Origin of the sequence: Bartonella occidentalis (genome assembly GCF_037070875.1) — a bacterium.
Lineage (GTDB): Bacteria > Pseudomonadota > Alphaproteobacteria > Rhizobiales > Rhizobiaceae > Bartonella.
This window is the reverse complement of record NZ_JAYMZJ010000001.1, coordinates 241,590-256,751: the sequence shown is the minus strand read 5'-3', so window position 1 is coordinate 256,751 and position 15,162 is coordinate 241,590. Positions and strand designations below refer to the sequence as shown.

Here is a 15,162-nt window from a genome sequence, read left to right as displayed (position 1 = left end):
CACGTGAAACATTAGAAAATTTTATATGGAATTAATCAAATGCAATTATATGACGTTGTTATTATTGGAGGCGGGCATGCTGGTTGTGAAGCTGCTTCAGCTTCTGCACGTGCTGGAGCACGGACAGCACTTATTACACATAAAATATCAGCAATAGGGACAATGTCATGCAATCCTGCTATTGGTGGGCTTGGAAAAGGACATTTGGTTCGCGAAATAGATGCTTTGGATGGGCTAATGGGGAGGGCAGCAGATTCTGCTGGAATTCAGTTTAGACTTCTCAATAGACGAAAAGGGCCAGCAGTAAGAGGACCACGCGCACAAGCAGATAGACAATTATATAAAAAGGCAATTCAAAAACTTTTGCAAGAACAGGATAATCTTGTTCTTATTGAAGATGAAGCAATTGATATTATTGTTAAAGATAATTGTGCTTCGGGTGTTCTTTTGAAAAAACAGGGAGCTATTCTTTCTGGTGCTGTTATTTTGACAACAGGTACGTTTTTAAATGGTTTTATTCATATTGGTGATAAAAAATGGTCTGCTGGGCGTATGGGAGATAATTCAAGTGTAAAACTTGCTGATTGTTTGAAAAAATATGGTATAAATTTTGGTCGATTAAAAACAGGAACCCCTCCTCGTCTCAGTAAAAAAACAATTCATTGGGATAGACTTCAAAAACAACAAGCTGACGTAGATCCAGTTCCTTTTTCCTTCCTAACAGAAGAAATTAAACAACCTCAAATTGAATGTGCAATAACACGCACAAATACACAAACACACAAAATTATTTATGAAAATATTCATCGTTCTGCTTTATATTCTGGAGCTATTGAAGGATTAGGGCCACGTTATTGCCCTTCAGTTGAAGATAAAATTATTAAATTTAAAGAACGTGATGGACATCAGATTTTCTTAGAACCAGAAGGTTTAAATGATGATACTGTTTATCCAAATGGTCTGTCTACTTCTCTTCCTGAAAATGTGCAAATTTCTTTATTAAAAACTATTGAAGGATTAGAAAATGCCACAATTTTACAACCTGGTTATGCTATTGAATATGATTTTGTTAACCCACAACAATTAACTAAAACCTTAGAGTTACGCTCTTTACCAGGATTATTTTTAGCGGGTCAAATTAATGGTACAACAGGATATGAGGAAGCTGCGGCTCAAGGTCTTTTAGCTGGATTGAATGCTGCACATAAAGTAGGTGGATTAGATGAAATTATTATAAGTCGTTCTAAGGCCTATATTGGTGTTATGGTAGACGATTTAATTTCACGTGGGGTGTGTGAACCTTACCGAATGTTTACATCACGTGCAGAATTTCGTTTATCTTTACGATATGATAATGCTGATGCTCGTTTAACACCTTTGGCTCAACAATGGGGTATTATTAGTAATATACGTTGGATCTGTTATCAGGAGAAAAAGAAACGTCTTGATCAAGCACGATTAATGTGTCAGGAACTTTTTCTTACTCCTAATGAAGCATCTGCTCATGGATTACAAGTTAATCATGATGGGATTCGACGCTCAGCTTATGATCTTCTTGCTTATCCTAAAATGAGTTTAGAGCGTCTTTCACATTTCTGGCCGCAATTAAAATCTATAGATTCTAAAACAGTTGAATCTTTAGAAATTGAAGCACAATACGCTGTTTATTTAGAAAAACAAGCACAAGATATTGCCGCTCTTCAGAGAGATGAGTGTTTAGAAATTCCACCTTCTCTTGATATTCAGGCAATTTCTGGTCTTTCTAATGAGTTAAAAACAAAAATAACACAAACATTGCCACGTTCAATTGCTGATGCACAAAAAATTGATGGTATGACGCCAGCAGCATTATCGCTAATTATAACTTATATTCAACGTCAACGTCGGGAAAAGGCTCAATCAGTTTAATGGATGTTTTAACAAAACAAAAATATCAAGCGCTTTTGAATGTAGTTCCTTCTGTTTCACGTGAAACTATGGAAAATTTAATACAATTTGAGACTTTAATAATTCAATGGAATAAACATATTAATTTGATATCTTCTGCAACCGTACCAAGTTTATGGACACGCCATATTTTAGATTCAGCACAAATTTATCCTTTACATAGTAATTTTTTAAACTGGTGTGATCTTGGATCAGGAGGAGGATTTCCTGCAATTGTTATTGCTATTTTTATGAAAGATAAAAAAAAAGGGCATATTGATTTGGTCGAAAGTAATGGAAAAAAAATAGCTTTTTTACGAACAGTCATTGCTCAACTTGATCTTCCAGCAACAGTTCATCACTGTAGAATTGAAGATGCGTATAAAAAAATAAGAATACCAGATGTTATAACAGCACGGGGATTAGCTTCACTAAACGATCTCTTAAAGCTTATTTTTCCATTATTAACACCAAAAACAATAGCTCTTTTACAAAAAGGCCGGGATTACTCTACAGAAATAACAATTGCCTCTGCCAATTGGCATTTTAATCTGCTAAAATATAAGAGTAAGATTGATGAAAATTCTGTTATTTTAGAAGTTTCTCATGTTCGATCATGTAAAGGGTAAAGCAAAATGAGCGAAACACGTATTATCGCTATTGCAAACCAAAAAGGTGGAGTTGGTAAAACAACTACAGCAATTAATCTTGCAACAGCTTTAGCAGCTATTGGCGAAAATGTTCTTATTATGGATGTTGATCCACAAGGGAATGCAAGTACAGGATTGGGAATTGATCGTAATAGTCGTCCCTTATCATCTTATGATGTTTTTGTTTCAGGGATTTCAATTACAAAAGCGGCTTTAAAAACAGCTGTGCCCAACCTACATATTGTACCTTCTACACTTGATCTTTTAGGTGTAGAAATGGAGATTGCTTCATCACAAGATCGCATAAAACGATTACGTAAAGCGCTTTGTGATGATTTAGAGGTGATAAAAAAATTCAGCTATATTTTAATTGACTGTCCCCCATCACTTAATCTTTTAACACTAAATGCTATGGGTGCTGCAGATTCTGTTTTGGTTCCTATGCAATGTGAATTTTTAGCACTTGAAGGTTTAAGCCAATTACTTGAAACAGTAAAACAAGTACAATCTGTTCTTAATCCATCTTTAGAAATTCAAGGTATTGTCTTAACTATGTATGATGGACGTAATAATCTTTCAAATCAAGTGGTTGAAGATGTACGCTCTTTCATGGGAGACAAAGTTTATCGTACAGTTATTCCGCGAAATGTGCGCGTATCTGAAGCTCCATCTTTCGGAAAACCAGTATTGCTTTATGATCTTAAATGTGCTGGTAGCCAAGCCTATTTGCGTTTAGCATCGGAAGTCATACAAAGAGAAAAACAAGCACAAGTTGCCGCTTAAAAGTTTAGAAAAAAATCAAAGAGCAAAATTATGAATGATGATCAATCAAAAAAAAGGCTGGGGCGTGGGTTGGCAGCATTAATTGGGGATATTAATTTAAACAACGATTTTACACGCACATCAAATGCTGATAAACTGACAGAATTCAATACAGTTTCTCCTGTATCTGAAAAATTTGTACCTATTGAATCTATTTTATGTAATCCTAATAATCCGAGGCGTTATTTTACTGATTCAGAACTTGATAATTTAGCTCAATCAATTCGTCAGCATGGTGTTGTTCAACCTGTTATTGTAAGGCCTTTGCGTGATAATCATAATCAGTTTGAATTAATTGCTGGTGAACGGCGATGGCGTGCTGCACAGCGAGCTAATTTAAGCAAGTTGCCAGTTATTATTCGTGATGTAGATGATAAGACTGCTTTGGAATTGGCAATTATTGAAAATGTTCAGCGTACAGATCTTAATCCTATAGAAGAAGGAAAAGGATATGAAATTTTGCAAGATGAGCATGGATATACTCAAACCGATTTAGCTCAAGTAATTGGAAAAAGCCGAAGTCATGTCGCAAATACACTTCGTTTGTTAAAACTTCCGCAAAAAGTACAAAATTTTTTAATTGATGGACAACTTTCAGCTGGTCATGCACGTTGTCTTGTAACTGTTGATAATCCACAAATTTTAGCTGAAAGAATTATTCGTGAAGGACTTTCTGTACGTCAAACGGAAATGCTCGTTCATGAACAGTCAAATCCAAAAGTAAAAAAACGAGCTTCTGTGGAGAAAAATGAAGAAACAAAATCTTTAGAAAAATTACTTACAGATGTAATTGGGATGAAAGTGATCATTCAGCATGGTAAAAAAGGCGGTGATTTAAAAATACATTATTCTTCATTAGAACAATTAGATGATATTTGTAGGCGTTTACAAAGTTAAGTAATTGCTTAAAATAATTAAATAGCACAAATTTTATTGATGTACTTTTGATTAGAATTTAAATTTCTTGAAGATAGTGTATTAAAGAAATCACTTATTTAAAAGGATTATTATTATAATTAATGTTCCTTAAAGTGTCATAGGATCAATGATATAATCTTTGGTCATTGTATTTTAGAAACTATTAATTGATATATAACTAAAAAATCTAGTCGATATTATCTTTATTTGTTATTTTTAGAGTCTTCTATTAGGAGATAAGTTTCAACGATATTTATAGAACAAAAGATCATCGATCTTCTTTCATTGTATTTCAATATGTTTTATACATAAAAGAAGTATAAGTTAGAAAATAATTAAAAATTATCTTTTTTTCTTCGGATTTCAGCAAATACTTCTTCATCAGATTTTTCTTCCATCATCAGATTTTTTCGCAAAATATTATCATCCCATCGAAGAAAAGGATTTGTAGCTTTTTCTTGTTCTAAAGTTACCGGTAAAGTCATGGCATTTTTTGCGCGTAATAAAAAAACATCTTCTACTCTTTTATGGAGTTTTTTATTATGTGGATCAATAGTTAATGCAAAAAGAGCGTTAGTTTTTGTATACTCATGACCACAATAAAGGAGTGTTTCATTAGGAAGTTGACGAATTTTTTTTAAAGAGTTCAACATTTGTGTTGGTGTTCCTTCAAAAAGACGTCCACAACCAAGTGAAAAAAGTGTATCTCCAGCAAAAAGTAATTTTTCTTGCGGAAAGTAATAAGATAATGCTCCTAGCGTATGACCAGGTGTTGAAAGAGCTAAGAGCATAGAGTTTCCAAAAAAAACTTTTTCATCAGGTTTTAATGTTTTATCAAGATAACAAATCTTTTCTTTTTCTTCTTCTGATCCAATAATTATGGCATTATAAGTTTGCTTTAATTCTTCCAATGCTTCTACATGATCATGATGATGATGCGTTACAAAAATAGTTTGCAATGTCCAATTACGGCGCTTTAAAGCGCTATGGATAGCTTTACTTTCAGGGGCATCAATTGCAGCTGTGTACCCACTTTTTTCATCATGAATTAATACACCAAAATTATCTTTTCGACAGATAAACTGCTCAATTAACATATCTTTCCTCCCTATGTATTGTGCAGTTATATTTAAAAATAATCTGTAATACTAAATACATTATAGTTTAAGAGTCAGAATTTTTTTCTTCTTTTAAAAAGTCTTTTGAATGTTTTATAATTATGGGCATTTGCAATAACATAAATAAAACTGTTATAGGCATAACACCAAACACTTTAAAACTAGTCCAAAAATTATCGCTAAAATTACGCCAAACTATTTCATTTAAAAATGCAAGAAAAATGAAGAAAAATGCCCAGCGATAGGTAAGTTTTTTCCACCCTAAATCGTCAAGTTTTAAAGTAGAATCAAAAGCATAACGCAAAAGCGGTTTTTCAAAAAATATGCCACCAAAAAGAATAAGAGAAAATATGCAATTAATGATTGTTGGCTTCATTTTTATAAAAGTGTCATTATTAAGCCAAAGAGTTAAAAATCCAAAGATAAGAACAAATATTCCTGATATAAGAGGCATTACAGGAATTTTTCGTGCAAGAATCCACGATAAACTCAGAGCAATAACGATAGCTACCATAAAAAGAGCTGTTGCAGGAAAAATAGGTTTATTAAAGTTTTTAAAAAGTTCAATATTATTAATCAGCCATTCTCCTTTATAATTGGCAATAAAAAAAACGACTAATGGCCCCATTTCTAAAAAAAATTTAAATGTTGGTGAAAGCGAATTTTTTTTATTTGTATCGGTATTCTTTGAATCAGGATTATTGTACGGATTAGATTCAGAAAAAGGTTGTGTCATGAGTGTTTTCCCACAATAGTTTCGGAAAAATCAGAAGCAGAAAAAGGTTGAAGATCTTCAATATTCTCTCCTACACCGATAAAGTGAACCGGTAATTTATATTTTGCTGCAATAGCAACAAGAATTCCTCCTCGTGCAGTACCATCGAGCTTTGTCATGATTAAACCGTTCACACCAGCAATATCGCGAAAGATGCCTACTTGGTTAAGTGCATTTTGTCCAGTGGTTGCGTCAAGTGTTTGAAGTATTGTATGTGGTGCTTGGGAGTTGTGTTTGCCTAAAACACGAATAATTTTTGCTAATTCATTCATCAATTCAGCTTTATTTTGCAAGCGTCCAGCTGTATCAATTATTAATACATCGTAGTTTTTCTTTTTGGCTTTTTCATAAGCATCAAATGCTAAGCTCGCGGCATCTGCACCTAATTTAGTTGAAATAACAGGAGTTCCTGTATATTCACCCCAAATATGCAATTGTTCAATAGCTGCAGCACGAAATGTATCACCAGCAGCAAGCATAACTTTTAATCCTCCTGCTGTTAGCTTAGCTGCAAGTTTTCCAATAGTTGTTGTTTTTCCAGTACCATTTACACCTAATAGCAAAATAACGTGAGGTTTATGGTTAAGATCTAGTTCTAGTGGGAGCGCAACGGGTTCTAACACCTTTTTAATTTCATCAGCTACGATTGTGCGAATGTCATCTAGAGATAAATTTTTTTCATAACGACTTGAAGCTAATACTTCTGTAATACGTGTAGCCGTTTCTACACCAAGGTCAGCCTGGATAAGAATATCTTCCAGTTCTTGCAATGTATCTTCATCAAGTTTTTCTTTAACAAAGAGGTCACTAATCGACTCGTTCAAGCGTTGTGAAGAAAGTGCTAACCCTTTTTTAAAGCGCGAAAACCACGCTGTTTTTCTTTGCTCATCGGGGGTGGATACAGGTAAAAGCTTTTCAACTTTTGCTTCACTGACTGTATTCGCAACGATTACCTTACCAGAATGTAATTCAAAAGGCTGAATTTTTTCAGAATATTTTGGAGGTTCTGTGTTTTTTACCTCTATTTGCTCTTCTTTTTCTGAATCAATAAAGAGCCGATCATTTTTTATGGTTTCACATTCATTGTCTTCAACTGTATTCGTATTATAAGAGGTGGAAAATCGTTGCGTTTTCTGCTCTTTAGATTTGCCAGAAGAAAGGATTTTTTTTATAAAGGATCTCGTCATAAGGATTTCTCTGTTCAGGCTGCGTTTAATTGGGGAATGATAGCAATCAATTTATCGCTATCGTGGTCAACAATAAGAGCTTGAACAATTGTTCCAGCTTTAGCACCTTTGACTTTTACAAGGGTGTAATCTTCCGTTCGTCCGATTTCATTTTTTTCAATGAGGATTGTTTGCTGACTATTTTTTAAACGAGCAAGATGCTTTTGATAAGCTTTTTCACCTGCTTTACGCAATTTTTCTGCACGCATTTTTACCACTCTACGATTAATTTGTGGCATACGTGCAGCAGGTGTTCCTTCTCTTGGGCTAAAAGGAAAAACATGGAGATGTGTTAGATTACAGTCATTGATCAAAGCAAGACTATTTTGGAACATCTCTTCTGTTTCAGTAGGAAAGCCAGCGATTAAGTCTGCGCCATAAACCATAGTAGGACGTTTGGCTTGCAAATCTTGGCAAAACTGGATTGCATGTTCGCGCAGATGCCTCCTTTTCATTCGTTTTAGAATTATATTATCACCTGCTTGTAAAGATAAATGTAAATGTGGCATTATTCTCTTTTCATAGGCAAGAAGATTTATGAGTTCTTCATCTGCTTCAATAGAATCAATTGATGAAAGACGTAACCGAGGCAGGTTAGGAATATGGCGCAAAATGGCTGAAGTTAATTTTCCTAAAGTTGTTTTTCCAGGGAGGTCATGGCCGTAACTTGTGAGATCTACACCTGTTAGAACTACTTCTTGTATACCATTATCTGTTATTCTTTTAATTTGTTCAATGACAGAGCCCATAGGGACTGAACGTGATGATCCGCGACCATAAGGAATAATGCAAAATGTGCAGCGATGATTACATCCGTTTTGAACTTGTACAAAGGCTCTTGTACGTTCTTCCATTGCGCTAACCATATGCGGGGCAATTTTTTGCACCTCCATGATGTCATTAACACGTAATTTTTCATCATGGTTTACACCGAAATCAGGAAGTTGACGATAAGAATGAGCATGAAGTTTTTCTTCGTTTCCTAAAATAAGATCAACCTCTGTCATATTAGCAAAATTTTTGGCTTCTGTTTGTGCAGCACATCCTGTGACAATAATGCGTGCATGAGGATTTTCTCGTCTTTTTTTTCTGATGGCCTGTTTTGCTTGTCGCACGGCTTCGGCAGTAACTGCACAGGTATTAAAGATAATAGCACCATCTTTGAGCTGATTTAGTCCAGAAGAAGCGCTTTCTTTACGTATTATTTCCGATTCGTAGCTGTTAAGCCGACAGCCAAAAGTTATGATTTCTATAGCCATCAAAAGTGATCCTTTTTGTAGATTCCTGTCAAAGGATTTAAAAAACCACTAAATTCATATTTTATTGGACCCGTCATGACAATATGATCATTTTCTTGGTAAAAAATATTGAGTTTTCCCCCGGGTAAATTTACGTCGATATTGCGTTGCGTTAGTCCACGTCTGTAGGCAGCTACTGCACTGGCACAAGCGGCACTGCCGCATGCTTTTGTTAATCCAGCACCTCGCTCCCATGTTCGTAAATCTAGGCTTTTCTTTGATGTTACATAAGCAATGGAAATATTGCACCGTTCTGGAAAAAGAGGATCATATTCAAGTTTTGGTCCGTATTTTTCCAACGGAAGATATTGAATATTATTTTCAACAAAGAAAATAGCGTGAAGATTTCCTACAGATACAAGACAAGCATCTTTTAAAGGGCCAGCAGTAATTTTTACATGATTCGTATCAGCTATTTCACGTGAAACGGGCATATATTTCGCATCTAGATGTGGACGCCCCATATCAACCGAAATAAGAGCATCGGCTTGGCGTTTACCTTCAATAATCCCAGCAGGTGTCTCCAATCGAAAACTTTCACCCAAATTTTGGTCTGTAAGCCATGCGATCACGCAACGGGTTCCGTTACCGCAAGCTTTAGCCATTGAACCATCTGCATTCCATATTTCTATACGGAAATCAGCTTCTTTTTGAGTTGGTAAATGGATAGCCATAATTTGATCAAAACAGGTTTGAGGATCTGCTACTAAGGTAGAAATTGCTTGGGGTGTAATAGCATGTGTGCTCTCTCGCAGATCAGTAACAATAATTTTATTTCCAAGACCGCTCATTTTGCTGAATGGTACTTTCATACAATTTCTCTATTTCTTATGATGATCCATAAAAGGTATATGGCTGAAAATCTTGTGAATTTCCAGTATTTAATGAATATAAAACTGATAGCAAAAATTATTATTGTTGGAAATTGGTAATTTTCATTCTGTTTTTTTTATTTGTTAATTTATCTTTGTAATATGTCATAAATAAATATTCGCTATTTTTTGAGTGGATTTATTTATTTTGTGGGAGAGAGTATAGATATGACATTTTCAAAAAATTCGTTTTTCGTTGCAATATCAGCTATAACTATTTTAGGTGGCTGTTTACCATCGCAATTTAAAAATAATGATAAAGGCGATGCAGTGGAAGTCTTTTACCCTACTCAGCAAACGTTGACATCTGATTTGATGTCTTATCCAGAAACATCTCATTCGTCAGAAACTGAGAAAAAAAATACTTCTTATGAGGAAGAATATTCTGGTGGTAATGAAAGGATGGCTAATCTTGAATTGCCAAGCAATGCCGTTGAATTATTTCCTGCAAGTATTGCAGGGGTATGGAATCTTTCTGTGGGTGGTAAGCATTGCCGAATTGCAACGCCACAAACAAAATTTGGGCGAGGGTACCGCGCAGCTCCTTTACGCTGTCCAGGAATTGTTTCTCGGGTAAATTCTTGGGCTATTAAAGGAAAAAAATTGTATTTTTATGATAATTCAGGTCGTATCGTTGTTTCTCTTTATTCTTCTAATATTAATCGTTTTGAGGGACATACACTTGATTATTATCAAGTTATTTTAAGCCGTTAGATTATTTTAGACGTTTATGAGAAAATAGATGCTCAGGTCTGAGAAGAAAAATTGATTTTCATTAAGAATGGTTTTTAAAAAGGTTTTTTGATGATTTTAGTATCAACCCGTTATAAAGAACTGGTTTCTAGGGGAGAAATCGATTTTGATCCGGATCAATTGATTTTAGCAGAGCATTTTGATGTTTTATTACAAAACATTACAGAACAAAGCATGACCCGTCGTTGGGCTTTTTGGCCTTTTTTAAAGAAAAAAAAACAAACTCGTGTTCATTTTTCAAAACAGTATGGTGATGGTCTTTTTCAGGGGTTGTATATTTATGGCAAAGTAGGAAGGGGAAAAACCATGTTGATGGATTTATTCTTTTCTTGTTTGTCACAAAGCCGCAAAAAGCGAGCTCATTTTAATGATTTTATGGCCGATGTACACGAGCGTATTAATATTTATCGCCAAACATCAAAACATACAAAATCCAGACAAGATAATCCCATTCTGGAAGTTGTAAAAGATCTTGCACAAGAAGCACAAGTACTTTGTTTTGATGAGTTTAGTGTAACCGATATTGCTGATGCTATGGTGCTAGGACGTCTTATATCTGCCTTATTTGATCAGGGAACTATCTTCGTTGCTACTTCAAATGTTGCTCCAGATAATCTTTACTATAATGGGTTAAATAGAGAACTATTTTTACCTTTTATTCAAGTTTTGCAAAAACATGTTCGTATTATTAATCTTGATGCAAAAACAGATTATCGCCTTGAAAAATCAAATCTGCAACATGTGTATATAACTCCGTTGGGGTTGGAAGCAGATGAACGTATGGATCAAGCATGGATGTTGGTACTACAAGGTCAAGAGGAAGTCTCCGATGAAATCTTTATAAGAGGACGCTTTATTCAAATTCCTCGCTCTGGAGCAGATTGCGCGCGCTTTGATTATAAAGATTTGTGCGCAAAGCCTTTGGCAGCCGCTGATTATTTAGCTTTAGGAGAGCGTTACAATACGATTTTTATTGATAATGTTCCCGTGATGGATGATTTGTCTCGCAATGAAATGAAAAGGTTTATTTTACTTATTGATGTCCTTCATGAACGTCATATAAGATTGTTTATGTCGGCGGCTGCAGAATTTAAGGATTTATATAAGGGACAGGTAAAAACGACAGAGACATTTGAGTTTCAAAGGACACAATCGCGTCTTTTTGAGATGCAGAGTCAGGATTATTTGAATATTTGGGCAGAGAAGTTTTTGAATAAAAGGTGATTGCTTCCTTACCTTTACGTAAACTGTAAAAACAATAACTCTTTGAATTTAAATACAGTGTAATAATTATGTTGTATTTTTTTTTGATTCATTTTATCCCTACACTACAGCGGGTTTCTCTTATGAGTTTCTGATAGTTTTTGCGGGGAAGGCTTTTATTTAGATTAAGAAGAAATTTCATGGCTTTCATGCCCTCCTCTTTTTTTGATGACATTGTTAAAGATTTGATGACGTTGTTAAATATAGGACTAAGATCAAAGAAAGTGTTCAGTATACGAATGCTGACAATTGCGCGCTGAATTATCTAACGTTAGGAAAAATAAAATGGCACGAAAAAAAATAACTCTTATTGGTTCGGGTATGATTGGTGGCACGTTAGCGCATATGATCGGACTAAAAGAACTTGGTGACGTAGTCTTATTTGATATTGCAGAGGGAATGCCGCAGGGTAAAGCTCTTGATATTGCTGAATCTTTACCAATTGTTGGTTGTGATATCAGTTTGACAGGTGCTAACTCTTATGAAGAAATTGAAGGTTCTGATGTTATCATTGTAACGGCAGGGGTTGCTAGAAAACCTGGTATGAGCCGTGATGATCTTTTGGGAATTAATCTAAAAGTGATGGAACAAGTTGGTGCTGGGATAAAAAAATATGCGCCTTCGGCATTCGTTATTTGTATTACTAATCCCCTTGATGCAATGGTGTGGGCATTACAAAAATTTTCAGAGCTTCCGACACATAAAGTAGTTGGTATGGCTGGAGTTCTTGATTCGGCTCGTTTTCGTTATTTTTTATCTGAAGAGTTTAAGGTCTCTGTTAAAGATGTGACTGCATTTGTTTTAGGGGGGCATGGCGATTCAATGGTGCCATTGGTGCGCTATTCGACTGTTGGCGGTATTTCTTTACCTGATCTTGTAAAAATGGGCTGGACGACACAGGACAAGATTGATCAAATTATTCAGCGTACTCGTAATGGTGGTGCAGAAATTGTTAGTTTGTTAAAAACAGGTTCTGCTTTTTACGCACCAGCAGCTTCTGCTGTTTCTATGGCTGAAGCTTATTTGAAGGATACTAAGCGTGTTGTTCCTGTCGCAGCTTATCTTTCAGGTGAATATGGATTCAAGGATACATATGTTGGTGTTCCCGTTGTTATTGGTGCGAACGGCGTTGAACGGGTAATTGAAATTGATCTTGATAAAGATGAAAAAGATGCTTTCGAAAAATCTGTAAATGCGGTGCAAAAGCTTTGTGAAGCTTGCGTCGCTATTGTACCTAGTCTTAAATAAATTGAGCAAGGTTCTGTTCATTAAAACAGAGTATCTAAAATATTATGGTGATTTGAGGATCAATTAAACGATCCATAGAAGAAAAGGACAAATAAATGAATATCCATGAATATCAGGCCAAACGTCTGCTTCATGAATATGGAGCACCAATTGCGAATGGTGTTGCTGTTTATTCTGTAGAGCAAGCTGAAGAATGGGCAAAAAAATTGCCTGGGCCACTCTATGTGGTTAAAAGTCAGATTCACGCTGGTGGTCGTGGTAAAGGAAAGTTTAAAGAACTTTCTCCTGATTCAAAAGGTGGTGTTCGGCTTGCAAAGTCAGTTGAAGAAGTTGTTGCTAATGTGAAAGAAATGCTTGGCAAGCATTTGGTAACTAAACAAACTGGTGCAGAGGGTAAACAAGTCAATCGCCTGTATATTGAGGATGGTGCCGATATCGAGAAGGAGCTTTATCTTTCACTTTTGGTTGATCGTACGATTGGTCAGGTCGCTTTCGTTGTTTCAACAGAAGGGGGGATGGATATTGAAACAGTTGCTGAAAAGACTCCAGAGAAAATACTAACTCTTCCTATTAATGCTGCACAGGGTATCACTTCTGAAGACTGTACAAAGCTTTGTGATGCATTGGATTTACACGATAGTGCGCGTGAAGATGGTCAGAAACTTTTTCCAATTCTTTATAAGGCTTTTTGTGAAAAAGATATGAGCCTACTTGAAATAAATCCGCTTATTGTGATGAAGAATGGTCGTTTACGTGTTCTTGATGCAAAAGTTTCTTTTGACAATAATGCTTTATTTCGTCATCCAGACATTTTAAAATTGCGTGATATTTCAGAAGAAGATCCAAAAGAGATTGAAGCATCAAAGCATGATCTTGCTTATGTTGCCCTTGAGGGTACAATTGGTTGCATGGTAAATGGTGCAGGTCTTGCTATGGCAACAATGGATATTATCAAACTTTACGGAGCTGAACCTGCAAATTTTCTTGATGTTGGTGGTGGTGCTTCAAGAGAAAAAGTAACTGCTGCTTTTAAGATTATTACTGCTGATCCGAATGTTAAAGGTATTTTGGTTAATATTTTTGGCGGTATTATGCGTTGTGATATCATTGCGGAAGGTGTTGTTGCTGCTGTTAAGGAGGTTGGTTTAAAAGTTCCTTTAGTTGTGCGTCTTGAGGGTACAAATGTTGAGCAGGGTAAAGCTATTATCCGTGAAAGTGGACTGAATGTTATTTCTGCTGATGATTTAGATGATGCTGCTCAAAAAATTATTGCAGCTGTGAAAGGAGCTTAAGCCATGTCGATTCTTATTCATCAGAATACAAAAATTCTGGTTCAAGGACTTACAGGAAAGACAGGAACCTTTCACACAGAACAAGCATTGGCTTACCATGGTACGAAAATGGTTGGTGGTATTAATCCTAAAAAAGGGGGTGAAATATGGAAGGGGTCAAAGGGTGAAACTCTTCCTATTTTTGCTACTGTTGCGGAGGCTAAAGAAAAAACAGGAGCTGAGGCTTCTGTTATTTATGTCCCCCCTGCAGGAGCTGCAGAAGCCATCATAGAAGCTATTGAAGCGGAGATCGGTTTAATCGTCTGTATTACAGAAGGGATACCGGTTATGGATATGATTAAGGTAAAGGTTAAATTAGAACAATCGAAGTCTCGGTTAATTGGTCCTAATTGTCCTGGTATTCTAACGCCTTATGAATGTAAAATTGGTATTATGCCTGGTTCTATTTTTAGAAAAGGATCTGTTGGGGTTGTTTCACGGTCAGGTACCTTAACTTATGAAGCAGTTTTTCAGACTAGTCAGGAAGGTTTAGGGCAGACAACCGCTATTGGTATTGGTGGTGATCCTGTTAAAGGTACTGAATTTATTGATGTATTGGAAATGTTTTTGGCTGATGATGATACCGAGTCTATAGTGATGATTGGTGAAATTGGCGGATCTGCTGAAGAAGACGCGGCACAGTTTCTCAAAGATGAAGCAAAAAAAGGTCGTAAAAAGCCAGTGGTCGGTTTTATCGCTGGTCGTACCGCTCCTGCAGGACGTACAATGGGTCATGCTGGTGCTGTTATTTCTGGAGGAAAAGGTGGGGCAGAAGATAAAATCGCTGCAATGGAATCAGCAGGGATTTATGTTTCTCCTTCACCATCGAAAATAGGTAAAACCTTAATGTCGGTTTTAAAGGGGTAAGAAAAATTTATCTGGATAAGGATATATGCTTATCCAGATAAAATATTGAGTATAAAATAGTAAAACTTTTTTCAGTTTTCCGACCCTCATTTGCC

The 15,162-nt window shown here is 35.7% G+C and carries 14 protein-coding genes; 9 read left to right on the top strand and 5 right to left on the bottom strand.

Annotated features, from left to right (window positions below; all coding sequences use genetic code 11):
- Positions 1–39: 39 nt before the first annotated feature.
- The 4 genes from mnmG to WCP78_RS01140 are packed head-to-tail and all read left to right on the top strand — an operon-like array spanning position 40 to position 4,295.
- Positions 40–1,908, top strand: coding sequence for a tRNA uridine-5-carboxymethylaminomethyl(34) synthesis enzyme MnmG (gene mnmG, locus WCP78_RS01155; RefSeq protein ID WP_336278684.1), 1,869 nt, complete (start codon positions 40–42; stop codon positions 1,906–1,908).
- Positions 1,908–2,555: a 16S rRNA (guanine(527)-N(7))-methyltransferase RsmG gene (gene rsmG, locus WCP78_RS01150; protein WP_336278683.1), complete on the top strand. Its 648-nt coding sequence runs from the start codon at positions 1,908–1,910 to the stop codon at positions 2,553–2,555. Before mnmG ends, rsmG begins: the two co-directional genes overlap by 1 nt.
- A 6-nt stretch (positions 2,556–2,561) precedes the next feature.
- Complete coding sequence (locus WCP78_RS01145; protein WP_336278682.1) at positions 2,562–3,359, top strand: ParA family protein; 798 nt, start codon at positions 2,562–2,564, stop codon at positions 3,357–3,359.
- 30 nt (positions 3,360–3,389) lie between these two features.
- On the top strand, positions 3,390–4,295 hold the full coding sequence (locus WCP78_RS01140) for a ParB/RepB/Spo0J family partition protein (protein WP_336278681.1): 906 nt from the start codon (positions 3,390–3,392) through the stop codon (positions 4,293–4,295).
- 356 nt (positions 4,296–4,651) lie between these two features.
- On the opposite strand, the gene gloB is transcribed toward WCP78_RS01140, so the two are convergent.
- The 5 genes from gloB to dapF all read right to left on the bottom strand — a co-directional run bounded on the left by gloB (position 4,652) and on the right by dapF (position 9,545).
- Positions 4,652–5,413 (bottom strand): hydroxyacylglutathione hydrolase, encoded by a 762-nt coding sequence (gloB, locus tag WCP78_RS01135; protein ID WP_336278680.1) that lies wholly within the window; start codon positions 5,411–5,413, stop codon positions 4,652–4,654.
- 67 nt (positions 5,414–5,480) lie between these two features.
- Positions 5,481–6,170 carry a septation protein A gene (locus tag WCP78_RS01130; protein ID WP_336278679.1) on the bottom strand — a complete coding sequence of 230 codons (690 nt, stop codon included), beginning with the start codon at positions 6,168–6,170 and terminating at the stop codon, positions 5,481–5,483.
- A complete protein-coding gene (ftsY, locus tag WCP78_RS01125) occupies positions 6,167–7,396 on the bottom strand; it encodes a signal recognition particle-docking protein FtsY (protein WP_336278678.1) in 1,230 nt (409 codons plus the stop codon). Before ftsY ends, WCP78_RS01130 begins: the two co-directional genes overlap by 4 nt.
- A 14-nt stretch (positions 7,397–7,410) precedes the next feature.
- Positions 7,411–8,694: a tRNA (N(6)-L-threonylcarbamoyladenosine(37)-C(2))-methylthiotransferase MtaB gene (gene mtaB, locus WCP78_RS01120; protein ID WP_336278677.1), complete on the bottom strand. Its 1,284-nt coding sequence runs from the start codon at positions 8,692–8,694 to the stop codon at positions 7,411–7,413.
- On the bottom strand, positions 8,694–9,545 hold the full coding sequence (dapF, locus tag WCP78_RS01115) for a diaminopimelate epimerase (RefSeq protein ID WP_336278676.1): 852 nt from the start codon (positions 9,543–9,545) through the stop codon (positions 8,694–8,696). The genes mtaB and dapF overlap by 1 nt, the downstream gene beginning before the upstream one ends.
- 228 nt (positions 9,546–9,773) lie before the next feature.
- On the opposite strand from dapF, the gene WCP78_RS01110 reads away from it, so the two are divergent.
- The 5 genes from WCP78_RS01110 (at position 9,774) to sucD (ending at position 15,067) form a co-directional block, all read left to right on the top strand.
- A complete protein-coding gene (locus tag WCP78_RS01110) occupies positions 9,774–10,319 on the top strand; it encodes an AprI/Inh family metalloprotease inhibitor (protein ID WP_336278675.1) in 546 nt (181 codons plus the stop codon).
- A 90-nt stretch (positions 10,320–10,409) separates the two neighbouring features.
- A complete protein-coding gene (gene zapE / locus WCP78_RS01105; RefSeq protein WP_336278674.1) occupies positions 10,410–11,582 on the top strand; it encodes a cell division protein ZapE in 1,173 nt (390 codons plus the stop codon).
- Between the two features lie 324 nt (positions 11,583–11,906).
- Positions 11,907–12,869 carry a malate dehydrogenase gene (gene mdh / locus WCP78_RS01100; protein ID WP_336278673.1) on the top strand — a complete coding sequence of 321 codons (963 nt, stop codon included), beginning with the start codon at positions 11,907–11,909 and terminating at the stop codon, positions 12,867–12,869.
- 95 nt (positions 12,870–12,964) lie between these two features.
- Positions 12,965–14,161 (top strand): ADP-forming succinate--CoA ligase subunit beta, encoded by a 1,197-nt coding sequence (gene sucC, locus WCP78_RS01095; protein ID WP_336278672.1) that lies wholly within the window; start codon positions 12,965–12,967, stop codon positions 14,159–14,161.
- 3 nt (positions 14,162–14,164) lie between these two features.
- On the top strand, positions 14,165–15,067 hold the full coding sequence (gene sucD / locus WCP78_RS01090) for a succinate--CoA ligase subunit alpha (protein WP_336278671.1): 903 nt from the start codon (positions 14,165–14,167) through the stop codon (positions 15,065–15,067).
- The last annotated feature ends 95 nt before the right edge of the window (positions 15,068–15,162 follow it).

What these genes read in the sequence shown, in the direction of transcription:
- mnmG (WP_336278684.1), top strand. Translation starts at nt 40, where the DNA reads ATGCAATTATATGACGTTGTTATTATTGGAGGCGGGCATGCTGGTTGT.
- rsmG (WP_336278683.1), top strand. Translation starts at nt 1,908, where the DNA reads ATGGATGTTTTAACAAAACAAAAATATCAAGCGCTTTTGAATGTAGTT.
- WCP78_RS01145 (WP_336278682.1), top strand. Translation starts at nt 2,562, where the DNA reads ATGAGCGAAACACGTATTATCGCTATTGCAAACCAAAAAGGTGGAGTT.
- WCP78_RS01140 (WP_336278681.1), top strand. Translation starts at nt 3,390, where the DNA reads ATGAATGATGATCAATCAAAAAAAAGGCTGGGGCGTGGGTTGGCAGCA.
- gloB (WP_336278680.1), bottom strand. Translation starts at nt 5,413, where the DNA reads ATGTTAATTGAGCAGTTTATCTGTCGAAAAGATAATTTTGGTGTATTA.
- WCP78_RS01130 (WP_336278679.1), bottom strand. Translation starts at nt 6,170, where the DNA reads ATGACACAACCTTTTTCTGAATCTAATCCGTACAATAATCCTGATTCA.
- ftsY (WP_336278678.1), bottom strand. Translation starts at nt 7,396, where the DNA reads ATGACGAGATCCTTTATAAAAAAAATCCTTTCTTCTGGCAAATCTAAA.
- mtaB (WP_336278677.1), bottom strand. Translation starts at nt 8,694, where the DNA reads ATGGCTATAGAAATCATAACTTTTGGCTGTCGGCTTAACAGCTACGAA.
- dapF (WP_336278676.1), bottom strand. Translation starts at nt 9,545, where the DNA reads ATGAAAGTACCATTCAGCAAAATGAGCGGTCTTGGAAATAAAATTATT.
- WCP78_RS01110 (WP_336278675.1), top strand. Translation starts at nt 9,774, where the DNA reads ATGACATTTTCAAAAAATTCGTTTTTCGTTGCAATATCAGCTATAACT.
- zapE (WP_336278674.1), top strand. Translation starts at nt 10,410, where the DNA reads ATGATTTTAGTATCAACCCGTTATAAAGAACTGGTTTCTAGGGGAGAA.
- mdh (WP_336278673.1), top strand. Translation starts at nt 11,907, where the DNA reads ATGGCACGAAAAAAAATAACTCTTATTGGTTCGGGTATGATTGGTGGC.
- sucC (WP_336278672.1), top strand. Translation starts at nt 12,965, where the DNA reads ATGAATATCCATGAATATCAGGCCAAACGTCTGCTTCATGAATATGGA.
- sucD (WP_336278671.1), top strand. Translation starts at nt 14,165, where the DNA reads ATGTCGATTCTTATTCATCAGAATACAAAAATTCTGGTTCAAGGACTT.